The 24,697-nt window shown below is 65.6% G+C and carries 17 protein-coding genes; 11 read left to right on the plus strand and 6 right to left on the minus strand.

Going from position 1 to position 24,697, the window contains the following annotated elements:
• Nucleotides 1-12: 12 nt before the first annotated feature.
• Together FRC96_RS04145 and FRC96_RS04150 are read right to left on the minus strand one after the other, a co-directional pair.
• Nucleotides 13-3,342 (minus strand): formylglycine-generating enzyme family protein, encoded by a 3,330-nt coding sequence (locus tag FRC96_RS04145; RefSeq protein ID WP_146973023.1) that lies wholly within the window; start codon nucleotides 3,340-3,342, stop codon nucleotides 13-15.
• Between the two features lie 3 nt (nucleotides 3,343-3,345).
• Nucleotides 3,346-4,608 carry a formylglycine-generating enzyme family protein gene (locus FRC96_RS04150; RefSeq protein ID WP_146973026.1) on the minus strand — a complete coding sequence of 421 codons (1,263 nt, stop codon included), beginning with the start codon at nucleotides 4,606-4,608 and terminating at the stop codon, nucleotides 3,346-3,348.
• A 299-nt stretch (nucleotides 4,609-4,907) separates the two neighbouring features.
• Between FRC96_RS04150 and FRC96_RS04155 the strand changes: the two genes are divergently transcribed.
• The 4 genes from FRC96_RS04155 to FRC96_RS04170 all read left to right on the plus strand — a co-directional run bounded on the left by FRC96_RS04155 (nucleotide 4,908) and on the right by FRC96_RS04170 (nucleotide 9,478).
• Nucleotides 4,908-6,020, plus strand: a complete 1,113-nt coding sequence (locus tag FRC96_RS04155; protein ID WP_230469862.1) for a glycosyltransferase — start codon at nucleotides 4,908-4,910, stop codon at nucleotides 6,018-6,020.
• Nucleotides 6,021-6,125: 105 nt separating this feature from the next.
• Entirely contained in the window at nucleotides 6,126-7,151 is a 1,026-nt protein-coding gene (locus FRC96_RS04160) for a thiamine pyrophosphate-dependent dehydrogenase E1 component subunit alpha (RefSeq protein ID WP_146973028.1), read from the plus strand.
• Nucleotides 7,151-8,167, plus strand: a complete 1,017-nt coding sequence (locus FRC96_RS04165; RefSeq protein WP_146973031.1) for an alpha-ketoacid dehydrogenase subunit beta — start codon at nucleotides 7,151-7,153, stop codon at nucleotides 8,165-8,167. Before FRC96_RS04160 ends, FRC96_RS04165 begins: the two co-directional genes overlap by 1 nt.
• Before the next feature lie 192 nt (nucleotides 8,168-8,359).
• Entirely contained in the window at nucleotides 8,360-9,478 is a 1,119-nt protein-coding gene (locus FRC96_RS04170) for a NeuD/PglB/VioB family sugar acetyltransferase (protein WP_146973034.1), read from the plus strand.
• On the opposite strand, the gene FRC96_RS04175 is transcribed toward FRC96_RS04170, so the two are convergent.
• Nucleotides 9,432-10,784 carry a hypothetical protein gene (locus tag FRC96_RS04175; protein ID WP_146973037.1) on the minus strand — a complete coding sequence of 451 codons (1,353 nt, stop codon included), beginning with the start codon at nucleotides 10,782-10,784 and terminating at the stop codon, nucleotides 9,432-9,434. The genes FRC96_RS04170 and FRC96_RS04175 overlap by 47 nt on opposite strands.
• A 115-nt stretch (nucleotides 10,785-10,899) precedes the next feature.
• On the opposite strand from FRC96_RS04175, the gene FRC96_RS04180 reads away from it, so the two are divergent.
• A complete protein-coding gene (locus tag FRC96_RS04180; protein ID WP_146973040.1) occupies nucleotides 10,900-12,189 on the plus strand; it encodes a glycosyltransferase family 4 protein in 1,290 nt (429 codons plus the stop codon).
• A 32-nt stretch (nucleotides 12,190-12,221) separates the two neighbouring features.
• Here FRC96_RS04180 and FRC96_RS04185 read toward each other — a convergent pair whose 3' ends face one another.
• Nucleotides 12,222-14,150, minus strand: a complete 1,929-nt coding sequence (locus FRC96_RS04185; protein WP_146973042.1) for a polysaccharide biosynthesis protein — start codon at nucleotides 14,148-14,150, stop codon at nucleotides 12,222-12,224.
• 182 nt (nucleotides 14,151-14,332) lie between these two features.
• Nucleotides 14,333-14,782, minus strand: a complete 450-nt coding sequence (locus FRC96_RS04190; RefSeq protein WP_230469863.1) for a DUF5684 domain-containing protein — start codon at nucleotides 14,780-14,782, stop codon at nucleotides 14,333-14,335.
• Nucleotides 14,783-15,051: 269 nt separating this feature from the next.
• On the opposite strand from FRC96_RS04190, the gene FRC96_RS04195 reads away from it, so the two are divergent.
• The 4 genes from FRC96_RS04195 (at nucleotide 15,052) to FRC96_RS04210 (ending at nucleotide 21,270) form a co-directional block, all read left to right on the plus strand.
• On the plus strand, nucleotides 15,052-16,416 hold the full coding sequence (locus FRC96_RS04195; protein WP_146973045.1) for a hypothetical protein: 1,365 nt from the start codon (nucleotides 15,052-15,054) through the stop codon (nucleotides 16,414-16,416).
• 221 nt (nucleotides 16,417-16,637) lie between these two features.
• Complete coding sequence (locus tag FRC96_RS04200) at nucleotides 16,638-19,229, plus strand: MYXO-CTERM sorting domain-containing protein (RefSeq protein WP_146973048.1); 2,592 nt, start codon at nucleotides 16,638-16,640, stop codon at nucleotides 19,227-19,229.
• 251 nt (nucleotides 19,230-19,480) lie between these two features.
• A complete protein-coding gene (locus FRC96_RS04205; protein ID WP_146973051.1) occupies nucleotides 19,481-20,587 on the plus strand; it encodes an AAA family ATPase in 1,107 nt (368 codons plus the stop codon).
• Nucleotides 20,587-21,270 (plus strand): DUF4276 family protein, encoded by a 684-nt coding sequence (locus FRC96_RS04210; RefSeq protein ID WP_146973054.1) that lies wholly within the window; start codon nucleotides 20,587-20,589, stop codon nucleotides 21,268-21,270. Before FRC96_RS04205 ends, FRC96_RS04210 begins: the two co-directional genes overlap by 1 nt.
• An 89-nt stretch (nucleotides 21,271-21,359) precedes the next feature.
• On the opposite strand, the gene FRC96_RS04215 is transcribed toward FRC96_RS04210, so the two are convergent.
• The gene (locus FRC96_RS04215) at nucleotides 21,360-22,667 is read right to left on the minus strand and encodes a patatin-like phospholipase family protein (protein ID WP_146973056.1); all 1,308 of its coding nucleotides are present in this window, start codon (nucleotides 22,665-22,667) and stop codon (nucleotides 21,360-21,362) included.
• Between the two features lie 388 nt (nucleotides 22,668-23,055).
• On the opposite strand from FRC96_RS04215, the gene FRC96_RS04220 reads away from it, so the two are divergent.
• A complete protein-coding gene (locus tag FRC96_RS04220; protein WP_146973059.1) occupies nucleotides 23,056-23,400 on the plus strand; it encodes a tRNA-binding protein in 345 nt (114 codons plus the stop codon).
• 38 nt (nucleotides 23,401-23,438) lie between these two features.
• A partial coding sequence (locus tag FRC96_RS04225; RefSeq protein WP_230469864.1) for a CASTOR/POLLUX-related putative ion channel occupies nucleotides 23,439-24,697 on the plus strand: 1,259 nt, incomplete at its 3' end.

The raw sequence follows: 24,697 nt of genomic DNA on the forward strand, positions 1-24,697 counted from the left end.
GGTTAAGAGAGCTCAGTCCAGGGTGCGCACCACGCGAAAGCCCATGTCGATGGCCGAGGTGATCCAGCGGGTGTTTCCGCGGTCGGCAGCGCGCAGGCGCGCCATATGCCCGCAGAAACCGGCGCCCCGGACCACCGCGGCGGTGCCGTCGTGCGCGGCGCCGGTGGGGTCGGTGGCCTGCTCGGGGTAGGGGCCAAAGCCATCCCATACCAGCTCAGCGACGTTTCCGGCCATGTCAAAGATGCCCCAGGGGTTGGGGGTGCGCTGGCCGACAGGTTTGGGGCCGCAGTTGGTGAGCATATGGGGGCGGGCGCCGTCGTCGCTGCAGTCGTAGGCGCCCTCGTATTCAACCTCGCAGTTGCCGCAATAATTGGCGGTGTCGTCGAGCAGGGGCTGCTCGCAGAGGGCGTTGGTGTCGCTCTGCCCGGTGTAATACATCGAGGAGGTTCCGGCGCGGTAGGCATACTCCCATTCGGCCTCGGTGGGCAGGCGCCAGCCTCTGCAGTCCGGGTCGTAGGAGCCGGTTTGAAGCGAGCAGCTTAAGCGATCGCCCGGGGCGCCGGTGCACCCGGAGAGGTCGTAGCAGGTGGGAAGCCCCTGAGACTCGGAGAGAGCGTTGGCGTAGGCCAGGGCGTCAAGCCAGGTGACCGACTCCACCGGGCAGTTATCACCGCAGAGGCGGAAGGTCGAAGGGTTGTTGCCAAAGAGGCGTCGCCACTCCGCCTGCGAGACCTCGGTGGACTGGATGAGGAAGGGGCGCGAGATGGTCACCGGGTGTTGCGCCTCGCTGGCCTCGCGGGCGGGCTCGCCAGCCGGAGAGCCCATCATAAACTCGCCCTCGGGCACGTAGGTGAAGCCGGGGGGGGCGCAGTGGCCGTTGGAGCAGTTGGAGCTGGCGCACTCGCTGTCGGAGCTGCAGACCTGCCCGGGGTTGCAGGTGGTCGAGCCGTTGCAGACGGTGGCGTTTTCGCCCTCACAGACAAAACGGTCGACCCCGCAGGGCCCGCAGGGGGTTCCGGGAGGTTGATTTAGAGGCATGCAACCGCCGCAGCCGTTGTTGCAGAAGGTGTCGACATCAAACTCCTCTTCGGTGGCCTTTCGCCAGGTGCGCACCAGGCGAAAACCGGAGAATGGGAAGGAGCGGTTCCAGGAGGTGAATTTGCGGTCGGCGGCGCGCAGGCGAGCCTGGTGGCCGCAGAAGTTGGAGCCACGCACGCCCACGCTGCCGGAGGGCTCCGGGCCGGTGGGGTCAACGGCCCAGGCCGGGTAGCTGTCGGGGCCGTCCCAGACGAACTCATCGACGTTGCCAGACATATCAAAAAGGCCCCAGGGGTTGGGCTCGAAGCTGGCGACCGGACGCGTGCCGCAGTCGGTGGGCAGGTGGGGTCGCTGGCCGTCGTCGGAGCAGTCGAAGGTCTGGCTGTAATCGACCGAGCAGTTGCCGCAGTAATTGGCGATCGCGTCGAGCAGAGGCTGCTCGCAGGCAAGGCGGTCGGTGGGGTCGCCGTTGTAATAGGCGGTGGAGGTGGTGGCGCGGTAGGCGTACTCCCACTCGGCCTCGGTGGGCAGCCGGTAGCCCTTGCAGTCGAGGTCGATCTCAATGCTCTCGGTAGGGCAATCGAAGCGATCGCCCGGGGTGCGCTCGCATTGGGAGAGGTCGTAGCAGGGCGGGAGGTTCTGGGAGCGAGAGAGGGCGTTTGCGAAGGCCAGAGTCTCAAGCCAGGTGACGCTCTCCACCGGGCAGTTCTCACCGCAGTCGGAGAAGAATGAGGGGTTATAGTCCATCAGCTCTCGCCATTTTGCCTGGGACACCTCGGTGGTCTGCATCAGCAGGTGGCGGCTGAGCGCGACGGGGTGGAGGGCCTCGCCATCGATGCGGCCCAGTTCATTAGGAGGAGAGCCCATGGTGAAGCCGCCGGCGGGCACAAATGCCAGGTCTTCAGGAGCGCAGCGCCCGGCGTTGCAGACAAAGCCCTCGCAATCGGCGTCGCTCTCGCAGCGCTCACCAATGTTGCAGTCGGTGGAGCCGCTGCAGGTTACGCTGTCGGTGCCATCGCAGACGTAGGTGTCCAGGCCGCAGGGGCCGCAGGGCGAGCCCGGTGCCGGGGAGATGGGCTCCAGGCCGCCGCAGCCGTTGTTTCGAAAGCTGTCCAGCGAGAACTCATCCTCGTCGGCCTTGCGCACCGTACGCACAAGACGCAGCCCGGTGACCGGGGCGGGGCGAGTGGGGGTGGTGAATTTGCGGTCAGCGGCGCGCAGGCGGGCCATATGGCCGCAGAAGTTCGAGCCCCGGATGCCGACCTGACCGTTGGGGGGCGGGCCGGTGGGGTCGACGGCAAACTCGGGGTAGGGCCCTCTGGCATCCCAGACCAGCTCGTTGACGTTGCCGGCCATGTCGAAGAGGCCCCAGGGGTTGGGCTGCAGTGAGGCGACCGGGGCCGGGCCGCAGGCCGCGGGCATTTGCGGGCGGTCGCCATCGCTGGAGCAGTCGTAGGAGGGGGATTGATCAACCAGGCAGTTGCCGCAGTAGCGGGCGGTGTCGTCGAGCACAGGCTGCTCGCACGAGAGGCCGGAGGTGGGCTCGCCGGTGTAGTAAGCGGAGGTGGTGCCGGCGCGATACGCGTACTCCCATTCGGCCTCGGTGGGCAGACGGTAGCCCGTGCAGTCCAGGTCGATGATTAAGGAGTCAAACTCGCAGCTGAAGCGGTTTCCGGGCTGGCCGGTGCAGCTGGAGAGGTCGTAGCAGGTCTCCAACCCCTCGTCGCGGGAGCGGGCGTTGGCAAAGGCCAGGGCGTCAAGCCAGGTGATGTTTTCCACCGGGCATGGGTCGCCGCACCACGTAAAGAAGGAGGGGTTGTAGCCCATCAGCGCTTGCCACTCGGCCTGGGTGACCTCGGTGGTGTCGATGAGGAAGTGGCGGGTCAGGGCGACATCGTGCAGAGTCTCACCATCGATGCGGCCGCGCTCGGCTGCGGGGGCGCCCATCTCGAATGCGCCGGCGGGTATAAAGCTCATATTCTCCGGAGCGCAGCGCCCGGCGGTGCAGGTGAAGTCGCCGCACTCATTGTCGGACTCACAGAACTCGCCAATCTCACAGCGGGTCTCCCCGTCGCAGATCAGCTCGCCGTCATCGGAGCAAACGAGGGTATCGAGCCCGCAGGGGCCGCAGCCCTGTCCGGGCTCCCCGGCCACCGAGCCCTGGCCGCCGCAGGGGTGGTTGCCGGCCTCGGAGGGGGAGCAGGCGCCGGAGGTCAGCGCCACAAGTACCAGACACGCGCCGAAGAGCAGCGCGCGGGGCGAAACCCGTGTGCGAGGTGAGGTACGTCGATCCGAAGGGATCATCCATCAGTCCTGAGCAGGGGGAACGGTGCGAACCAGGCGAAAGCCGATAAAGGCCAGTCGCGAGGTCTCGCCAATGCTGGTGCGGTAGGCCACACGCAGGTATTGGCCGACGCTGTCGAAGGTGCCGCCGCGCATCCGCCGCGCCGAGCCGGTCTCCGGGCCGGTGGGGTCGGTGACGGTGGTGCCCGGCTCGGGGTGGTCGCCAGCCCAGTCCCAGACCATCTCCCAGACGTTGCCGGTGATGTCATAGAGGCCAAAAGCGTTGGGCGCCTTCTGGGCGACAGGGCGAGTGCCGCAGGGGATGGAGACCTCCGGGTCGTTGGAGCAGTCGTAGTTGGAGGTGTAGCCGGGATCGTCGGAGTTGCCGCGGTACCAGGCGATCTGGTCCATCTCGGCGTCGAGCGGGGTCATGCCCCAGTGCGCCAGATCGCCAGATGCGGTCAAAAAGGCGGTGGAGGTGCCTCCGCGCGCAGCGTACTCCCACTCGGCCTCGGTGGGCAGGCGGTAGCCGTTGCAGTCGAGATCGAGCGGCGCCAGCAGAGCGCTCATGCAGTAATAGCCGCGGCAGCTCTGGCCACCGTCGCGATCCGACTCCAGACATCCCGTGCCCAGGTCACGGCCGGCGCAATCTTCCAGGTTGTAGCAAGCGTCGAGGCCTTCGGCCTCCGAGAGAGCGTTGGCATAGGCCAGGGCCTCCCACCAGCTCACGCGCTCCACAGGGCAGTCGGCGCCGCAGGCGGAAAAGTAGGAGGGGTTGGAGCCGCCGATCACCGCCAGCCATTCGCCCTGGGTGACGGGGGTGGCTTTGACAAAGATGCCGCGCGTGAGCACGGCGGTGTGTTGGCCGTTTTCGCGGTCTTCGTGAAAGCCGCGCTCGGTGGGCGGGGCGCCGCGGGTGTAGGTGGCCGGCGGGAGGTACTCGTAGCCCTCCGGAGCGCAGACCCCATTGGAGCAATGGCCCTCGGTGCAGTCGAGGTCGTCGGTGCAGGTGATGAGTGCCGGGAGGTCGCCGGCGTCGGTCTCGGGCGCGTCAGCGTCGGCGTCGGGTACTTCAGCGTCAGCGTCGGGTACTTCGGCGTCGGCGTCGGGCGCGTCAGCGTCTGCGTCCGAGGGTTCCCGGGCGTCGGCGTCTGAGAGGTGAGCGTCATCCGCTGCGTCGACCAGGGTGTCGGGAGACGGCGCAGGCTCTGAGGAGCATCCGAGGGCCAGACCGAAGGCTGCAAGAAGGATCGCGATCGCGTGGCGATGGGATTTGGCGTGAGACATAACGTGGGGTTCGTCTGGGCGGGGAGAACGGCAGCTAAAAACGATACTTCGACGACAACAAAGCGCAGGGGGCACGGGGGGACAGAGACAAAACCAGCCCCGAACTCGCCACCTCATCCTATGGGATGATGCTGAGGCAATCAAAAGATTGTAGCACGGATGAGCTCGCGGAAGTGTGAAGATGCGTGAGGTAGCAAGGCCAAAAGGCATGCGCTATGAGTGGCGCTCTTCTGAAGCCGAAGTTCAGGCCAAAACAACACATGGTGGATTTCAACGCCGGGGTCGGTGCAATGACGAGCATGGGTGAGAATAGCCGACATATCGCGCTTTTTATGCCATCGCTGGGCGGGGGAGGCGCCGAGCGGGTGATGTTGACCCTGGCCGGGGCTTTTGCCCGGGGGGGCGATCGTGTCGACCTGATCGTGGCTCAGGGGGGCGGGGCGTATCGCAACACGATCCCGGCGGGAGTGCGCCTGATCGATTTGCAGGTGGGGCGAGTGCTGCGGGCATTTGTGCCCCTGACGCGCTACCTGCGCAGGGAGCGGCCTGACGGGCTCTTGAGCACGCTGGCGCATGCCAACGTGGTGGCGGCGCTGGCGAGGGATGCGGCGCGGGTCGACACCTCGGTGGTGGTGCGCGAAGCGAGCACCGTGTCGCATAGCGTGGGGCTGGGGCCTAAGGGACGCCTGATTCGCGGGGCGATGCGGGTCGGCTACCGGCGAGCCGACGGCGTGATCGCCGTCTCCCAGGGGGTTGGACAGGCGCTGGTGGAGGCCGGGATTGTGCCCTCCTCGGCGATCGCCACCATTTATAGCCCGCTGGATATCGACGCGATCGAGGAGGCCGCGAAGAGCGCGCCGGAGCACCCCTGGCTAAAAGGTGAGCCCGGCCAGCGCGACACCCCGCTCCTGCTGGCGGTGGGCCGGCTCACCGAGGCCAAAGATTACCCCAACCTGCTTCACGCGATGGCGCTGCTGATCAACGCGCGGCCCGCGCGCCTTTTGATCCTGGGCGAAGGTGGCAAACGCGCCGAGCTTGAGGCGTTGATCAAACAACTCGGGTTGGACGAGGTCGTGCAGATGCCGGGCTTTGTCGACAACCCCTACGCGTATATGGCCCGCGCCGATCTATACGTGATGTCATCGCGCTGGGAGGGGCTCCCCACCGCGCCGGTGCAGGCGCTGGCGGTGGGCGCGAAGATGGTGCTCACCGACTGCCCCAGCGGCCCGCGCGAGATCCTGGAGGGAGGCCGCTGGGGCAGGCTTGTGCCCGTCAACGACGCCGAGGCGCTGGCCCGCGCTTTGAGTGAGGCGCTCGACGATGAGGATGCCCCCGATGTGCGGCCGCGCGCGCGGGCCTTTGACCATCTGGCCATCGCCAAGCAGTATCGCCGGGTGATGTTTGGCGCTTGATGCATGTATGGTACGCCGGGCGCGCGTTGCTGCCCCGGAGAGATGACGTCGACATGGCCGATGGGCCATCGAACCCACGCACCCCACTCCCGATGAGAAGGGTCTATGAGTCAGCCAGCAGATCGAGGCGATATCGCCAACCCCCGCGCGCGTTTTGAGCGCGACGGGCGGCCGCTTCGCACCAAACTTTTTGAGCAGATGATGCTCATCCGCCGCTTTGAAGAGCGCCTTCTGGAGCTCTTTGGCGAGGGGGAGCTCTTTGGCACCACGCACTGCTACATCGGTCAGGAGGCCGACGCGGTGGGGGTGATCAACCATCTTCAGGATGGCGATATCATCTTCAGCAACCACCGCTGCCACGGTCATTTTCTGGTCTACGGTGACCGCCCCGAGCTTTTGATGGCCGAGCTGATGGGCCGGGTCACCGGCGTGGTCGGCGGGCGCGGGGGAAGCCAGCACATCTGCTTTGAGAACTTTTATACCAATGGCATCCAGGGCGGCTTCATGCCCACGGTCACCGGCATGGCCCTGGCCGAGAAGATGAAGGGCAGCGGCAACATCGCCGTGGCTTTTATCGGCGACGGCACGCTCGGCCAGGGCGTGCTCTACGAGGCGCTGAATATGGCCAGCCTCTGGAGCGTGCCTCTCCTCGTCGTCGTTGAAAACAACCGTTGGGCGCAGTCCACCCCGGTGGAGCGAGAGCTGGCGGGCGATATGGTCACCCGCGGCCGCGCCTTTGGCATCGACGCCGGTGAGATCGACTCGACCGACGCCGAGGCGCTCTACGGACATTTTGGCGAGATCATCGCGAAGGTGCGCAACGAGCAGCGCCCGCATTTCGAGGTGATTCACACCTACCGCCTCTGCCATCACTCCAAGAGCGATGATATGCGGCCCGAAGATGAGATCGAGCGCTTTCGCAAAAACGAGCCCCTGATCGGCGCGCGCGCCTGGCTCACCGACGACGAGGCCCGCGCCATCGAGGCCCGCGTTGAAGCGCGGGTAGAGGCGGCGGTGCGCTGGAGTCGGGAGCAGCCCTTCCCCACCCCGCGCCATCTCGATGAGCGGGTGGCGCGCCCGGCGCCCATGGCTTTTGAGGCGTCGGCGACCGACGCCGGGGAGGACGCATAATGAGCTCAACACCAGCAACGACCACGGTGCTCAAATCGTTGAACGGCGCGATGCACTCGATGATGGAGGCCGACGAGCGGGTGCTGCTCATCGGCGAAGATCTCCTCGACCCCTACGGCGGGGCCTTCAAGGTGGCCCGCGGGCTCTCGGAGCGTTTTCCCGAGCGCGTGCTCACCACGCCGATCAGCGAGGCGGGCTTTGTGGGCGTGGCCGCCGGGATGGCGATGCGCGGGATGCGCCCCATCGTTGAGATCATGTTCGGCGACTTCCTCATGCTCGCCGCCGACCAGCTCCTCAACCACATCAGCAAGTACCGCTGGATGTACAACGACCAGGTTCACGTCCCCATGGTGATCCGCGCCCCGATGGGCGCGCGCCGCGGCTACGGGCCCACCCACAGCCAGAGTGTCGAGAAGCATATTCTGGGCATGCCCGGCCTGCACGTGGTCGCCCCGAGCGTGCTGCACGACGCCGGCGCCCTTTTGCGCGCCGCGCTCCTCGACGATCTTAGCCCGGTGGTCTTTGTCGAAAACAAGCTGATGTACGCCCGCCGCCAGCTGAGCGCCGAGGGCGGTCGCATCGGCGAGCTGTACGCACGCTCAAGCTCCGATCGTTACCCCACCACCACCGTGAGCTGGGAGCCCTTCGACCACGCCGACGTCACGCTGGTGGCCTATGGCGGCATGGTGGAGATCGCCATGGAGGCCGCCGAGACCCTCTTCTTTGACGAGGAGCTCGTGGTGGAGGTCGTCGCGCCGTCCAGCCTGCAACCCCTCGACCTTCAGCCTGTCCTCGACTCGCTCCAACGCAGCGGCAAGCTCGTGGTCTGCGAAGAAGGCACCGCCGGCGCGGGCTTTGGCGCCGAGGTGATCTCCCGGGTGAGCGCCGAGGGTTTTTCGCTCTTAAAGGCCGCGCCGAAGCGTGTGGCGGCACGGGATTATCCGATCGCCAATACCCGATCGCTCGAAGATATGATCTTGCCGCAGGTTGCGGATCTGGTGAGGGCGTGTCGGTGAGCCGAGCACATCAGGACGACGCTGGCTGTGTCGTCAGGGATTCGCAGTAGCGCTGCTACAGCTTCATCCCTGCCTCCTTGCCAGGCGCCGCCCTGAGTGCGCTCGGGTTCGGGGACGTGCGGGGAAGACCGACATTATCATGCACGATCGGCATACATCACTGTGATCGAAACCACTGAACGAGGAACCCCCATGGAAATTGTGCGAGTCCCCCTGCTCAACGCCAACGAAAATGAGCTGGAGCTGGTCGAGGTGATGGTCGCCGTGGGCGATGAGGTCCAGAAGGGCGATGTGCTCTGCACGGTGGAGTCCACCAAGGCGACCTTTGATGTGGAAGCGCCGGCGGCCGGCGTGGTGCGCGAGTGGCCGGCCAGAGAAGGGAGCCGGGTGGAGGTCGGCGCGCTGCTCTGCGTGCTCACCGCCACCGCCGATGAGGCCTATGAGCTCGGGGCTGAAGATGCCGCAAAAGCCGCCGAGAGCGGAGAGTTTCGGGCCACGCGCAAAGCAAAAGAGCTGGCCGAGGCGCACGGCCTTAATTTGAGTGAGGCCGGGCTCACCGGCGTGGTGCGCGAGCGCGATGTGCGGGCGCTCTTAGGTCAGCCGAAGGCAGAAGGCGCGCAAACTTCCGACGAAGGTGCGGCCGGAGCGCGGCGAGTGAGGTTGGGGGATCTGAAGGTGCGCAAAAACGCCGAGCAGATGGTGATGTACGGCGCGGGCGGCCACGCCCGGGTGCTCATCGACATGATCCGTCAGGGCCGCCCGGACTGGGAGATTTTGGCCGCGCTCGACGATGGCCGCACCCCGCCGATGGACGTGCTGGGCGTGCCAATTGTGGGAAGCAGCGCCGAGCTCACCGCCCTGCGTCAGGCCGGCGTGCGCCTGGCCGCGCTCGGCATCGGCGCCGTCACCGACAACGCTCGTCGCAGCGGCCTGTACCAGAAGCTCGTGGATGCGGGCTTTCATGTGCCCAACCTCATTCACCCCGACGCCAGCGTCTCGGCGTCGGTCACGATGGGCCTGGGCAACCAGATCTTTGCCGGGGCTGTGGTCAGCGCCACGGTGCGACTGGGCGATAACACGATCATCAACAGCGGGGCGGTCGTCTCCCACGACTGTGAGATCGGCTCTCACGCGCATATTACCCCGGGCGCCATCCTGGCCGGTAACGTCAAGGTGGGCGCCGGCGCGGTGGTGGGCATGGGCGTCACCGTCTACCTGGGCGTCACCATTGGCGAGGGCGCGATGATCGCCAACGGCGTGCACATCATGAGCGATGTGGCGCCTGGCGAGGTGATTCGGGCCTCGCGTTGAGGCGCTGACGCCTGAGCCGCACCGGCCGGCGCGGCGCGCGCGCCGGCAAGAGCGCAAAGAGCAGCATCATATAAAAAGGCATCATCGGGATGCGGTAGCGCGAGAGCGTCCCCATGTTGGTGGTCGTCAGCCCCACACCCAGCGCAAAGAGCAGCACGAAGATCAGCGCAAAGATCAGCGGTGGCGAGCGCATGATCACCTGCCAGCTCTCGCGCCCCCCCCGGCGGTAGAGCGCCAGGAGCAAGAGCCCCAGCACAAAGCTCATCTCCAGGGCGCTGACCAGGGCCATGATGTTGTTGGCCTCAAAGATAAAGGGGCGCGCCAGCGCGGTCAGGAGCGCCAGCGGCGCCATCGCGAGCTGTCCGGCGGCGCTGGTCGGCGCGCTATCGGAGAGCGCGTAGCTGGAGTCGCCGGTGACGCGCTGACCGACCTCCTGAAGCCGGCTGGCCTCATCGACCAGGTTATCGAGCGCATAGCGCGGGAAGATCTGCCCGATGCCGATCACCACCCCCATCGCCAGGGCCATGGCGACCACAAAATGAAAGGGGCGCAGCGTGAGTGCCTTTCCGCCGCTTAAGCGCAGCCCGCGCTGCCAGTAGTACCAGGCGCCCGCCGCGATGGCGAAAGGCCCCAGAATGTAGGTCTTTACAAGGCCCATGATCACCGCGCCCACTCCCAGCACGATAATCGCATTGAGCCTGGATTTTGAGGGGTCGGTCAGCCGCACCAGCCCGTAGGTGGCCGCCCCCAGCCCGATCATCGCGATGCTCTCTTTGAGGATGCCGCTGGACCAGAACACCGTGGAGGGCATCCACATCATGCCCACGATCAGCCGCCGGTGCAGGCGCTCGGGAAAGAGGGGACGAAAGGCGCGAAACATCGCCAGCTTTCCGAAGAACGAGCCGATCGCCACCAGCAGGCACGCCGCGTAGAGCGAGCCCTGGGTGAGGTAATTGAGCCAGGAGCCGATGCCGTACATCGTGGCGGTGGCCGGGCTGGACTCATCAAGCCAGCCGAAATGCGCGGTCTGCTGCTGAAAGAGCAGCGCGACCGCGTCGGGGGCAAAGGCCCAGAAGTCCTCGCGCATGCCGTCGGCGACCACCCCGCCGTGACGGAAAAACGTGAGCATGTCGCCGTAGCCGTAATAGTCGCGCGTGATGAAGACCTGGGCCAGCGCGGCGAAGAGGTGCAGCGCGAACGCGCCGATGATCAGCCCCTGCTCGCGACGCACATACCCTCGGAGCGCAAGCCCCAGGGCTCCCACCCCGAAGAGGATCGTGACGAAGCTGGGGATTAGTTCTAACATCCTGGCGAGTTCTCCGGGGCGGCTGCTGACCCACGTCATCGGGCGACGCGGGGAGTAACATCGAGGCGCGGCGTTTTTATCCGCGCTCCTTTTTTTCGACACGCAGGAAGCGCGCATGGACGCCACGCAATCAAGCTCTCCTTCGACCTCGACTTCGACGGCGGGGCGACCGGTCAAGGTATGCCACATCATCACCGGGCTGGGAACCGGGGGGGCCGAGGCGATGCTGACCAAACTGATCGAGGGAGGTGATGGCACGCGTTTTCCATCGACGGTTATCAGCCTGATGGATCGAGGCACGATGGCCCAGCGTCTGGAGAGCGCCGGCGCTCCGGTTGAGACGCTGAACTTGAGTCGCGGCCGCCCCACTCCGGCCGCCCTCTTTCGACTGCGCCGGCTGGTCGAGCACCATAACCCGGATGTGATTCACGCCTGGATGTACCACGCCAACCTCGGGCTGATGGCCGGTCTGGGCCGACCTTTTGCCTGGAACATCCGCCACTGCATCTACGACCTGGCCGACGAGAGCCGCGGCACCCAGGCCGTCATTCGCCTGGGCGCCCTCTTGAGCCCGCAGGCCGACGCGATCATCTACAACTCCCGGCTCAGCCGCGCCCAGCACCGCACGCTGGGGTATAGTGAGCTGCGCGACCAGGTGATCCCCAACGGCTTCGACACCGCGACCTTTCGGCCCTCCGAGGAAGACTACCGCGAGGTGCGCCGCGAGCTGGGGCTTCCCACCGCGACGCCACTCATCGGCATGGTGGGGCGCCTGCATCCCATCAAAGACCATCCCAACCTCCTCGCCGCCATGAAGCGCGTGGCCGCCGAGCATCCCCAGGCTCGCCTGGTGCTCGTGGGGCGCGGGCTCACCGAGGATAACGCCGCGTTTATGGAGGAGCTGCGCGCCCTCGATCTCCACGAGCGGGTGATCCTGCTCGGGGAGCGTCGCGACATCCCGCGCCTCACCGCCGCCCTGGATGTGGCGGTGCTCAGCTCGAAGAGCGAGGGGTTCCCCAACGTGGTCGGTGAGGCGATGGCCTGCGGGGTGCCCATGGCGGTCACCGATGTGGGCGATGCGGCCTGGCTTTTGGGTGGGGCCGGGCGTGTGGTGCCGCCGCAGGACAGCGTGCAGCTGGCGCAGGGGATCTCCGAGCTTTTGGCGATGGACGAGGTGGCGAGGCGGCAGCTGGGGCAAAAAGCGCGGCGCCGCATCGTTGAGAACTTCTCGCTGGGAGCCATCGTGGCGCGCTACCATGCCCTCTACGCCCGTCTGGCTGGCGTCCCCTTCGAGGCGCCGTCCCTCGCCACACCTTCGGCCACGGAGCCCCACGCGGCCGATTCCAACGCGATCCCGACCCCTCAAACGCAAAACGCCCCCGAGTCGGCCGACGCCGAGCCCTGAGGCGTTTTGAAACCTGCGCATGTTATATGCGATCAGACCTTGTTCAGCGCCTTATGCCGCCCGCTCTCGATGCGGATCACCTTGGACGAGGGCATGCTCGGCCGGTAGGTCGGAATCAGCGCTTCGAGCCCCGCGCGCACGCTCTGATCGTCGCCGGCCTGGCCCGCGCTCATCAGCGCGTCGAAGGTATCCTCCATCTCCACGAGCAGGTCGGCGGGCTCTTTGCCCATAAAGATCTTGGCGTGGGCCGTGGTGTCGACCTCTTCGCGATCGAGGGTGAGCTCCTCAAAGAGCTTCTCGCCAGGGCGCACCCCGCAGAAGTCGATGGGGATCTCCGCCTCGCTAAACCCGCTGAGCCGGATCATATCGCGGGCCAGATCCACAATCTTAACCGGCTCGCCCATATCCAGAATGAAAAGATCGCCCTGCTTGAAGGTCGCCGCCTGCAACACCAGCTGGGTGGCCTCGGGGATCGTCATGAAGTAGCGGGTCATCTCCGGGTGGGTCACCGTGACCGGGCCGCCGCGGGCGATCTGCTGGCGGAAGATCGGGATCACGCTGCCGTTGGAGCCCAGCACGTTGCCAAAGCGCACGACGCTAAAGCGCGTGGTGGGGCGGGTGTGGTTGAGGTGACGCACCAGCAGCTCGGCCACCCGCTTGGTCGCCCCCATCACGCTGGTGGGGTTGACGGCCTTGTCGGTGGAGATGAGCACAAAACGCGCGACCTCAAACTCGGCGGCCAGGTTCGCCACGATCTCGGTGCCGCCGATGTTGTTCTGCACGGCCAGCGCCGGGTGGGCTTCCATCAGCGGCACGTGCTTATAAGCCGCGGCGTGCAACACCACGTCCGGGCGGTGCTGCTCGAAGACCTGGCGCATGCGCTCGGCGTCGGTGACGTTGCCGATGGCCGCGACGAGCTTGTCATCATGCTCCTGACTGAGCTCGCGATGAATGAAAAAGAGGGGGGTCTCGGCGCAGTCGAGCAAAATCAGGCGATCGGGGTTAAAGCGCGCCACCTGCCGGCAGATCTCCGAGCCGATCGATCCCCCGGCACCGGTGACCAGCACGCGTTTTCCCTCCAGCGAGCGGCCGATGGCGTAGGTGTCCAGCTCCACCGGCGCGCGCCCTAAGAGGTCGGTGATGGCCACGTCGCGCAGCGCGTTGACCGAGACCTTGCCTTCGACCACCGCCTCAAAGGCCGGCACGATGCGGGTTTTGACGCCGGCGCGCTGCGCCTGCTCCACCACCCGGCGGATCTCGTCGCGGCTGGCCGAGGGCATGGCGATGATGAGCTCTTCGACGCCGTGTTTTTCGACGATCTTCGCCAGAAGATCGATCGGACCGAGCACCGGCACCCCGTGCATGCGCAGGCCGTGCTTGTAGGGATCATCGTCCACAAAGCCCACCGGCTGGTACACAATCTGGCGATTCTTAGCGATCTCCCGCACCAGCGTCTCGCCGGTGTCGCCCGCCCCGGCGATGAGCACGGGTACCGCCGGGCGGTCATCGCCCCAGGTGGCCAGCTTCTCGCGCAGCAGCCGCAGGCTGCCGCGGGCGCCGCCCAGCAGAATCAGCGAGAGCGCAAAATCAAGCAGGTAAATCGAGCGCGGAAAGTCTTGAGGCGTGAGCACCAGCACGTTGAGCGCCAGATACGCCAGCGAGGCCAGCGCAAGCGCGCGCGCCAGAGCGAGCACGTCGTAGAGACTTACGTACTTCCACCACCCCTGGAACATGCGCAGCGCCCCGAAGACCACCGCCTTGGTGGCCAGAATGGGCAGAAGTCCCGTCCACATCGCCGCCTGATACTGAGGCGGGATCGCGTAATCGAAACGGATCAGGAAGGCGAGCAGGTAGGCCAGCGCAAAAAAGCCCAGATGCAGCGAGGCGATGATCCCTAAGCGCGCCCAGCGCGGAAGCCTCGGCAAGCGCCCCAGCCACGAGGAGAGCGATGATGATGTCATAACGACCACGTCTTTGATGAGGCTACGACAGGGCCTCAAAACCCCCGGGGACCCGGATGACGCCTTAAAAGCGTCGCGGTCCACCGCCGACACCGATGATCGGAGGCCAAGATCTACCGGACTCCACCCCGGAGTTCAACGTGGCCGGCGTAGCGCTTCGTAGCGCGGCGAAGACCTCTCGCTCAGTACGCTCCGGCAGGCATCGCGCGCCGACCTTGATACTGCGCGTTGCCGAAGGCCAGCATCGGGTAAAAAACGATCGGCAGAAGGATCAGGCCCAGCCCCCAGACCGTGTCTTTGCCAAACGCTTCGGCAAGCGCCAGCGAGAGGATGATCATGGCCACCAGGTTCGCGAAGGGCACAATGAGCAAAATCCCCCACCAGGGCTCCTTACCGCAGATCTTGGCCAGGACGATGCCGTTATACACCGGGACGATCGCCGCCCAGCCCGGCTCGCCGGCCTTGGTGAAGATCTTCCACATGCTCGCGATCATCACCAGCGTCAGACCCAGCGAGATCGCCAGCGAAATCAGCATGATGACCAGCGCCAACCCGCCGCCAAGGAGGTCTTCGATGGGGAGCTCCGGTTGGGCCTGGGCGAGTAGAGAGAGGGTGGTAAGCGCGTTAAGCATGGACGACTCCTGCATGCATAAGGGTGGGTGGGCGATAGGAGATGTGTGGCACGCCCCGGTTTCTGACAGAGAACGCGCACAGGCTAGAGCGCACCTGCGCACACTTCAAGTCCGCGGCATAACCCGGGGGGCATCGCGAACTCCCATCGCAGCGTTGATTCTTGGGCCGGAGTGCGTCAGCCTGCAGAGGTTCGCTTCTGGCAAAGACCGGGATGCTGAGCCCCCGCGCGAGAGGGACTCATGCACCCGAGCACACTCTGGATATGCGCATGTCGAAGTTCCCTGTGTTTCGAGGCGTTGTCGCTCTTCTGGCGCTCCTGCTGGCCAACGCTGGCTGCATTCAAAACAAACAATGCACCTCGGCGGCCGATTGTTTTGTTGGCGAGTTTTGCCAGGCCGGCGTGTGCATCGAGCGTGATGATTCGGACGATCCCGACGCCGACGCTCCAGATGCCGATGCGTCCGACACCGACGCTCCCGATACAGAGCATCCCGACACCGACGCTCCTGATGCCGAAGAGCCCGACGCCGAAGAGCCGGACGCCGAAGAGCCGGACGCCGAAGAGCCGGACGAGGACGTGATCTACGAGGGCTCCCTGATCCTGGAGAACGCCGCCGATGTGCAGGCCGCGCTCCCCTACACCGAGATCACCGGGGGGCTCACCTTCCAGGTCAACACCGACAATGTGAGCTCGATTGAACTTCCCGCCCTGCGTCGGGTTCGCGGCACGGTGATGATCAACAGCCTCTCCACCACCGAGTCGATCTCGATGCCGGCGCTCACGAGCATCGGACAGGGCTTTATGGGCTCGGGCAACGCCGCGTTGCGCTCCATTAATCTGCCGGTGCTCGAGAGCATCGGCGGGGGCATGACGATCTCCAACACCGAGGCCAGCTCCCTCTATTTTCCAGAACTTCGGCAGGTGGGCGGCGCGGTGTTTTTCTCCAACAACACCACGATCACCTCGGTGAGTTTGCCCCTTCTGGAGACGGTGACGGGCGATTTTTCCCTGCTCAACCTCTCGATGCTTAACGACCTCACCCTGGGGTCGCTGCGCACGGTAGGAGGCACCTTGATGCTCGGCGCGTTGCAGGTCGACCGCGTCGTGCTAGGGAGCCTGGAGCAGATCGGCCAGAGCGTCTCGATCTATGGCAATGAGAATCTGGAGATCCTCTCCATGCCCCGGCTTCAGGAGCAGGGCGCCCAGGGGTCGGGAAGCTCCAACCTGACCTTCAGCATCTCCACCTCCCCGCTGCTCGACACCCTGGAGATCGATGCACTTCAACAGGCCCACGGGATCTTCAGCATTACCGGGGTCACCGCCGAGCTGGTCGTGGAGTCCGAGGCCTTGCAGGCCGTCGGCCAAAACCTGTCGTTGACTCAGAACCCGGGGATGACCGCCGTGGATCTGCCGGCGTTGGTCTCGGTCGGAAACAACCTGAGCATCGGGATCAACGACGCGCTCATCGGCCTGAACCTCGCTTCGCTGGCGAATGTGCAGGGCAATGTCTCGATCGGCTCCAACCCGCAGCTTTCCCACTGTCAGGTGCTCGCGATTCAGGAGCAGCTGGAAAGCGGGGGCTGGGAGGGGGAGTTTGCCTCCAACGGCAACCTTGCCGAGAACTGCGACTGAAGCTCGGCGCTGGCATCGTGTTGAAAACAGGGGGGATCACGCTTTTGGGGGGCATCGCTTTAATCGCGCGCTTTGTTGTGTCAAGCGCCGGAGCGCGCTAAGCTCATGCCTACCACGATTTTGTAACATTTTGATTCAACGCGGGTTTGAGACTGGCGAGCTTTTGAGGTGCGCGCAAGTGCCCCAGACGGCGTCGAAGAAACCCCACGGCGGAGAGAGCGATGAGCAACAGATACCAGCAGTACCGAGGTTGGCTGGGCGCCGGGTGTGTGGCGGCGGTGACGATGATCGGAGCGCCGGCGTTTGCGGCGACCTTAAGCGGCGCGACCTTCTCGGCCGAGGAGGGCACCGCCGTCTCCGGCATGGAGGTGCGCCTGTGGCAGCAAGGCCCCAAGGGCTACGCCATCGTCGAGACCACCACCAGCGGGGCCGGCGGCGCCTACCAGTTCACCGAGGTGGCCACGGGCACCTACAAGATTGACTCGCGCATGGGCGATGGCGTCACCGGCCACTACGGCGACACCTGGTTCGATGAGGCCGAGCCGATGAGCGAGGGCCTCTTCTTCTCGGACGCCGATGTGCTGGAGGTCACCGAGGGCGACACCCTGCCCGATCTTAACGTCTACCTGCCGCAGACCGGCGGCTTCGATGGTCGCATCACCTCCCCGGCCGGCGTGGGCCTGCAGGGCATCGGCGTGCGCGCCGAGAGCCTGGTCGACCACCGCTACCACCACAATCACTTTACGAAGATGCAGGGCCCGGTCAGCGGCGCGTTTTCGATGCGCGGTTTGATCTCCACCGGCGACGGCCACAGCTACCGCCTGCTCGTCTACGATCCCCTGGGGCGCTATGAGACCCAGGTCGTCGAGGGCCCCTTCTCGGTCACCGAAGGCTCGGCCGGCGCGCTGGGCAACTTTCCGCTGGTCGATATGGGCGCCGACGCCAACGAGCCCAACAACGAGGCGGCCGCCGGCGTGGCCATCGACGCCCTGCCCTACAGCAGTGAGGGGGCGATCATCGCCCCGCGCGGCTCCGATGTGGACTTTTACTGCGTGGAGGTCGACCCCGGCGATCGCCTCATCGCCCGCGCCCGCGCGCTCATCGAGGTCGACGGCCAGACCCGCGAGCACCCCTGGGTCGACCCCATCCTCTCGGTCTGGAACCCGGCCGGCCCCACGCTTCTGGGCTCCAACGACGACGATCCCAACGGCGGCACCCTCTCCAGCCTCCTGGACACCGGGGAGCTTGAGGGCGGCCGCCACTGCTTTGTGGTCAGCACCTTCGGCGACGCCGACTGGACCGGCGCCGGCCAGCAGTCCGCCGGCCGCTACGTCTTCGATGTGGAGATGGGCAACCGCCGCCCCTTCATCGAGGTCAGCTTTGAGGACGCCCCGCTCCCGGCCGAGATCACCGTCTCGGAGGGCGATCTCGTCGAGTTCTCCATGATCTACGGCGACATCGACGGCGACGTGCTCGACGTGAGCGTGGTGCACCTCGACGCCCACGGCGAAGAGGTCACCGGCACGCTCGCCCCCGGCGACCAGGGCGACGTCTACACCTGGGACGTCGCCCAGACCGCCGCGCCCGACGGGCCTTTTGAGCTCACCTTCATCGTCAGCGATGGCGAATACACCGCCGAGGCCACCGTCGTGGTCACCGTCGATCAGGTCAACGTCGCCCCGGGCCTCCCCGTGCTGCTCAGCCCCATCGCTGGCGAGCGCGTGAGCATCAACGCCGTGCCCTTGAGCTGGGAGAACGCCATCGACGTCGACGAGGATCTGCTCACCTACGACGTCATGGTGCGCGAGAACTCCACCGAAGCCACCGTCGGCCAGGATATGACCGTCGACGAAGGGGAGGGCGGCCAGACCGAGTGGCGCACCGAAGCCCTCACCGAAAACGCGCTCGTCTACTGGCGCGTGCGCGCCTTCGACGGCGACGCCGCCACCGGCTACGGCATGTGGACCGACTGGGAGACCTTCCGCGTCGACACCACCAACGAGCCCCCGGCCGTCCCCGAGATTCGCAAGCCTGTCTCGGGTGAGCTCGTGCTCTCCCTGACCCCGCGCATCTCCACGACCAAACCGGCCGACCCCGAAGATGATCCGGTCGCCATCCTCATCGAGATCGCCGGGGAGAGCGGCTTTGAGGAGGTGCTCGTCGCCAGCGGCGAAGTCCCCGCCGAAGACACCGCCCAGGCCGTGGAGTGGACCCTCACCGAAGAGCTGACGGGCGGCCAGGAGTACTACGTGCGCGCCCGCGCCACCGACGACCGAGGCGCCCAGAGCGAGTGGTCCGACCCGCTGCGCTTCCGCGTGCGCGCCCCCGACTCGCTCACCGCCCCGGTGATCGACGGAGAGATGGGCGCGCGCTGCTCCGGCGACTTCATGATGAGCGAAGAGGGCCTGCTCGAATCGCTGACCGTCGACAACATCGACGCCAACGGCGACGCCCTGAGCTTTGAGCTGGAGATCAGCCGCGACGACGAGGTCGTCTTCAGCAGGCAGACCCCGCAGAGCGAGGGCGCCCAGACCACCATCGCCATCGACGAGGGCACCTTCAGCGAGCCCGGCACCTACCTCTTGCGCGTGCGCGCCATCGGCGGCGACGAAGAGGGCCCCTGGAGCGAGTGCACCCCCCGCATCGTCGCCGACGAGGAGCAGCCCGAAGAGCCCGACGGCCCCCGGGTCACCATCACCGACCAGGAAGACGGCTGCGGCTGCACCTCCACCTCCGGCTCCGGTCAGGGCTCCGCCCTGGCGCTCCTGTTGGGCTGGCTGCTGATCACCCGTCGCCGTAAGCGCGACGCTTAAGTCGCTCGCTAAGCTCCACCGACGACAACATCAAAAACCCCCGGCGCATCGTGAATGCGCCGGGGGTTTTTTGATCAGGCATAAGGCCGCCCACCGGCAACCCGGGAGGCCACGCGAGGTGCCGCAGCGGTGCTGAGCCCTTGCGCTCTAAAGATCCCACGCTCTATGCTCCACGGCCTTGATGGTTAACATCTCAGTCTGTGCCCTGCCTGTAAGGGTGGCGCAGACGCCGAGCCAACAGAAGAGATGTCATGCGCGACGGACTCCAGAACATCCACATCACAGGTTTTGGCTCACTGGCCGACGTACAGCTGCAACCGGGGCGTCTCACGGTGCTTATCGGCGCGAACGGCTCGGGAAAATCAAATATATTACGTGCTCTTCGTATGATTCCGTTGATTCGGACTGGATCGCTCCAACGCTTCGTCGCAGAAGCTGGAGGCGCCTCGGCATTACTTCACTACGGTCCGAAACACACCCCGGTCATCACAATAAAACTGGAGTTTTCGCAAAACGAGCGATGCAACACCTATGAGGCCAGACTGGGCTTTGCCGCAGGCGACAAACTGATGTTTTTGGACGAGCAGGTCGGCTACCAGCCCACCCCCGACGCAGAAGTACATCTTACGTCGCTGGGGGCCGGGCATTGGGAGTCGGAACTTCGGGGGGCGAAAGACGCCGATACGACCGCGCGCACGGTCAATCACTGGCTCTCTCAGCTCACCTTTTTTCACGTTCATGATACCTCGATGACCTCAGCCCTGCGTACCAACGCCCGCGCGGAAGATGATCGGTATCTTCGCTCCGACGGCAGCAACCTCGCCGCCTACCTCTTTCGACTTCAACAAAGTGAAGACGACGCAGACCGCAAAGCCTGGCGACGCATCAATCGCTTCGTCAGCCGTATTGTCCCGGCTGTAAAAGAGCTTGCGCCCACTCAGGTTAACGCGACGACGCTTCGGCTCGACTGGATCGACGATCAGGATGAGCGCTTTGGTGCCCATCAGCTCTCCGATGGAACGCTGCGTGCCATTGCGCTCATCACCGCGCTGGCGCAGCCGACCGCACATCTTCCGAAGTTTATCAGCATCGATGAGCCCGAACTCGGATTGCATCCGGCCGCCATCCGTACGCTCGCCGAGCTCGCGCGCTCGGTGTCGCGTCACACCCAGATACTTTTCGCAACGCAGTCCACGGCCTTTCTCGATCATTTCGACCCCGCCGAGGTGGTGGTCGTCGAGCGCCAAAACGGTGCCAGCACCTTGCATCGTCTGGATGAGGCTCAACTGGCCTTATGGCTGGAGGACTACAGCCTCTCCGAGATCTTTGACAAAGGCGTCATCGGAGGGCGGCCTTAATGCGTCTGATCATTGTCGTCGAAGGCCCAACCGAGGAAGACTTTGTGAAGGAGTCACTGGTCGGCCACCTCGCAAATTATGGTGTCTTTGCCTCCGCCACAGTTGTGGGTAAGGAGATGGCATATCGGAGAGGGCACCAGCGTCCGGGCGCGCGGGGAGGCGGACTGTTTCGGCATTGGAAACGCGATATCGACAGGATTCTTCGCCACGATTCCAGTGACGATCTGCGTGTCACCACCCTCTGGGACCTCTATGGCCTGCCCGAAGACTTCCCGGGCCTGGACAAGCACGGCGCTGACCCTGATACCCGAAGACGCTGCGACGCGCTCGAACGCTCCCTGGCCAACATCATCAACGATCGACGCTTCATGCCCTACATTCAGCGCCATGAGTTCGAGGCCCTCGTACTCGCCTCTCTTCCCTCCCTCGCCGAGCTTCTTGACGCTGAAGATGACCTCGCCAGCCTTGCCGCGCTTGAGGCTGAGATTGAAGGCATAAACCCCGAGGATATCAACGACGGGAAAGAGACGGCGCCCTCAAAGCGCCTCCTCACTCACATCCCCGGCTTTCGAAAGACGCTTCATGGCCCTATCGCCACCGGCGACACGGGGCTTGTAAGTCTGCGTCAACAATGCCCGCGCTTTGATGCATGGTTGAGCGCGCTGGAAGCGCTCGCGACCTGAGCACTTTTAGGCCCCCTTTTGAGTAAAAGCGGTCGAGATCTCTCGATTGAGTCACCGGCAAGGGTTCCGTGTTTCGAGGAATGAATCTCTCACCCCTCACCCTCGCTGAAAAACCCCACCAACTCCTCATGCCGCGCTGCTGCGTCCTCATACCCCATATCAATGAGCTCGCCGGTGTACTGCCCGTCGAAGAGCACGTAGCTCAAGAGATCGCTCTCGCGACCGCCCTGCGACTCGGTGGCCCGCTGGCCGATCCGCCGCAGCGGCGCCGAGCCCCAGAAGTCGTCGGGGAGCGTCTTCGCCAGACTCGCCGCGAGCTCGCCGAGATCGCGGCTGGGCCGCAATAATAAAGGCTCAACGACCCGATAGCCCTGCCCGCGGTGGCTCTGGATCACCTCGTTGAAGGTCGGCAAGAAACGCTCCTCGCCGAAAGCCTCTTCGCCGTAGCGCAGCATCGCGTTGACGCGGTTGAGCACGCTCAAATCGTAGTCCAGCGGGTCGAGCAGGAGCGCGTCGAGCACCTTGCCCAACACGTACGAGAGATCGGGGTGCTCCACCCTGCGCAAATGCTCCGGCACCGGGGTCAAATGCCGACCCCGGGTATGGGTGGGCTCGGACTTTAAAGAGATCACCAGCAGCCGGTCCGCCCCCAGACGCAGCGCCGGGGAGATCGGCGTGTTCTGGCGCAGCGCCCCGTCGCAGTACCAGCGCCCGTGCACCTGCACCGAGGGAAAGAGCATCGGGATCGCCGCGCTCGCCAGGACCTTTTTGGGCGTGATCGGCCCGGCCCGGGCAATCCGCCGGCGGTCGCGTGTCCAGGGCGGCAGCGGCTGATGCGACTGCACAAAGACCGTGGTCTGCCCCGAGACGATGTCGGTGGCCGTCACCGACGCCGCCTGCAGATGCCCGCTGGCCAGGTTCTGCTCAATGCGCCGAAAGGGGATCTCGTGGCGCACGAGCCGATCGAAAAAGCCCGTGTGCAAAAATCCTCCCGGCCGGCTCGTATCGCTGAGCGCGAGCTGCGCGCGGCGCAGCGGCCCCGGCAGCTTCGACTCCACCAGGTAGTGGTAGAGCAGCCGGCCGACCTCGGGGTAGGAGAAGCGGATCACCTCCCGAAAGTTCAGCGCGCGCCAGAGGTGCTCCAGACGCGCCGCGCAGTAGTGGGGCTCATCGAGGGTGGCCGCCACCCAGGCGGCGTTGATGGCCCCGACGCTCGTGCCGCTGATGATGTCAAAACGCGGCGAGTGCCCCAGCTCCGCTGGCAGCGCGTGCATGATGTAGCGCAGCACCCCCACCTCATACGCCCCCCGCGCCCCGCCCCCGGAGAGCACCAGCGCGCGCCGCGGCCCGTGTTTTGACGATGTGCTCGATGAGGTCTTTTGTAGAGGTGTGTTCAAAACAACAACATCGTCAGTAGGTTAGCGTGACCGTGGGTCGGTTGCGCGTGATCTCGTCCGGCCCGAAGCCGGGGCAGGGTAGGGTGTTCCTACGGGCTTAAGGCGCCCGATCGCCGCCCAGCCTAACACGTCGTGAGCAGATGTTGATGTCGCTGGATGCGAAATCGAGAACGACGCAGGCAAGGCGCAAATCACAGACGATGCTTTAGCATCGTCGAGGCTTTGCAACGCGGCATGCGTTGTTCTCGATGCAGCAGACGCGGCAGCAACGATAGCTTACGACGTTACAACATGTGGCTTATGCGCCGGCGTAGCCACGATGCGTCCCTTATGCGAGGTTAAGAGCCCTTAGGAATCGGTGGATGATGAGCATGACAAGGAGCCAACCATGAGCAGCGAGACCACGATCACCTGGCAGGATTTTGAAAAGGTGCACCTGCGCGCCGGCACCATCGTGCGCGCCGAGCCCTTCCCCGAGGCGCGCCGCCCCGCCTACAAGGTCTGGGTGCGTTTTGGCGAGGACGACGTGCGCAAATCCAGCGCCCAGATCACCGAGCGCTACGCGCCAGAAGAGCTCGTGGGCACGCGCGTGATCTGCGTGACCAACTTCCCGCCCAAACAGATCGGCCCCATCCGCTCCGAGGTGCTCATCTGCGGCTTTGAAGACGACGCGGGCGCCATCGTGCTGGCCAGGCCCGATGGCGAGGTGCCCGACGGGGCGCGGCTCAAGTAGATGTGCAAGGTCGAAACGGATGATGCTGAGGTTGCGGTATGAAGTTTAGCTTTGGACTCCTCGATCGCCTGCGTTTCTGGGTGGAGCGCGCACTGATCCGCGGCCCCCACATCCAGCTCCTGGTGGTGGCGGCCGTGGTGGCGCTGGTGGCGCTGGTGGGCGGCCTGGCCGTGCTCCCTCCCGGCGCCAATGGCGAGGGGCTGGAGCAGTCGGTGTGGTGGGCGTTTCTGCGCCTGACCGACCCCGGGTACCTGGGCGATGACCAGGGCGCCTGGCGCCGCGTGGTGGCCACCGCCCTGACCCTGGCGGGTTACGTGCTCTTTATGGGTACGCTGGTCGCGATCATGACCGGCTGGCTCCTGCGCTCGATGCGCACCTTAGAGCGGGGGCTCACCCCGGTGGTCATGGAGGATCATTTTGTGGTCCTGGGCTGGACCGACCGCACCGTGCCGCTTCTGCAGGAGCTGCTCCTCTCCACCTTCCGCGTGCGCCACTTTCTGGCCGGGCTCGGCGGCGGGCCTGGCGGAGGCCGGCGCGCCCGCATCGTCACGCTGGTCGAAGAGCTCGACGACGAGATCTTAGAAGAGATCCGCCAGGATCACGTCGTCGGCCCCCGCGCCTCCGAGGTGGTGCTGCGCTCGGGCTCAGCCATCAACGCCGACCACCTGCGCCGGGTGGCCGCGGTGCACGCCGCCGCCGTGATCGTGCCCTCACCCCAGGAGCAAGAACCCGGGGAGGTCAGCGCCGATGTGGAGGTCATCAAGATCCTCCTCTCCCTCGACGGCCAGGTCCAGGCCGCCGGCGAGCCGCACCCCTATGTGGTGATCGAGCTTCAGGAGCCGCGCCATGAAGAGGTCGCGCGCCGCGCCTACGGCGGCCCGCTGGAGGTGGTCAGCAGCAGCCAGCTCATCGGCCGTTTGATGGCCCAGAACATGCGCCACCCCGGGCTCTCGCGGGTCTACAACGAGCTCTTAAGCCCCGAGATCGGCAGTGAGATCTTCATCCGCCACCACGACACGCTCGCCGGCAAAACCTTCGCCGAGGCCGCGCGTCGCTTTGAGCGCGCCATCCTCTGCGGGGTGGTGCGCAGCAGCGAGGGCCGCTTTAGCAACCACCTGGCCCCCGGCCCCGAGTTTAAGCTGGCCGCCGGCGACGCGCTCGTGCTCATCGCCCGCACCTTTCGCGACGCCGCCCCGGCCGAGGAGCCCTGGCGCGGGGCCGGGCGCCCGCTCAAACGTCTGGCCGCCGAGCCCCTGCGCGAGCTTGAGCACCGCGGACGCCGCGTGCTCGTGCTCGG

It is taken from the genome of Lujinxingia vulgaris, from assembly GCF_007997005.1.
Taxonomy (GTDB): domain Bacteria; phylum Myxococcota_A; class Bradymonadia; order Bradymonadales; family Bradymonadaceae; genus Lujinxingia.

Bases quoted from the DNA above. Each gene is read 5' to 3' on its own strand.
- FRC96_RS04145 (WP_146973023.1), bottom strand. From the start codon at position 3,342: ATGATCCCTTCGGATCGACGTACCTCACCTCGCACACGGGTTTCGCCC.
- FRC96_RS04150 (WP_146973026.1), bottom strand. From the start codon at position 4,608: ATGTCTCACGCCAAATCCCATCGCCACGCGATCGCGATCCTTCTTGCA.
- FRC96_RS04155 (WP_230469862.1), top strand. From the start codon at position 4,908: ATGGGTGAGAATAGCCGACATATCGCGCTTTTTATGCCATCGCTGGGC.
- FRC96_RS04160 (WP_146973028.1), top strand. From the start codon at position 6,126: ATGAGTCAGCCAGCAGATCGAGGCGATATCGCCAACCCCCGCGCGCGT.
- FRC96_RS04165 (WP_146973031.1), top strand. From the start codon at position 7,151: ATGAGCTCAACACCAGCAACGACCACGGTGCTCAAATCGTTGAACGGC.
- FRC96_RS04170 (WP_146973034.1), top strand. From the start codon at position 8,360: ATGGAAATTGTGCGAGTCCCCCTGCTCAACGCCAACGAAAATGAGCTG.
- FRC96_RS04175 (WP_146973037.1), bottom strand. From the start codon at position 10,784: ATGTTAGAACTAATCCCCAGCTTCGTCACGATCCTCTTCGGGGTGGGA.
- FRC96_RS04180 (WP_146973040.1), top strand. From the start codon at position 10,900: ATGGACGCCACGCAATCAAGCTCTCCTTCGACCTCGACTTCGACGGCG.
- FRC96_RS04185 (WP_146973042.1), bottom strand. From the start codon at position 14,150: ATGACATCATCATCGCTCTCCTCGTGGCTGGGGCGCTTGCCGAGGCTT.
- FRC96_RS04190 (WP_230469863.1), bottom strand. From the start codon at position 14,782: ATGCTTAACGCGCTTACCACCCTCTCTCTACTCGCCCAGGCCCAACCG.
- FRC96_RS04195 (WP_146973045.1), top strand. From the start codon at position 15,052: ATGTCGAAGTTCCCTGTGTTTCGAGGCGTTGTCGCTCTTCTGGCGCTC.
- FRC96_RS04200 (WP_146973048.1), top strand. From the start codon at position 16,638: ATGAGCAACAGATACCAGCAGTACCGAGGTTGGCTGGGCGCCGGGTGT.
- FRC96_RS04205 (WP_146973051.1), top strand. From the start codon at position 19,481: ATGCGCGACGGACTCCAGAACATCCACATCACAGGTTTTGGCTCACTG.
- FRC96_RS04210 (WP_146973054.1), top strand. From the start codon at position 20,587: ATGCGTCTGATCATTGTCGTCGAAGGCCCAACCGAGGAAGACTTTGTG.
- FRC96_RS04220 (WP_146973059.1), top strand. From the start codon at position 23,056: ATGAGCAGCGAGACCACGATCACCTGGCAGGATTTTGAAAAGGTGCAC.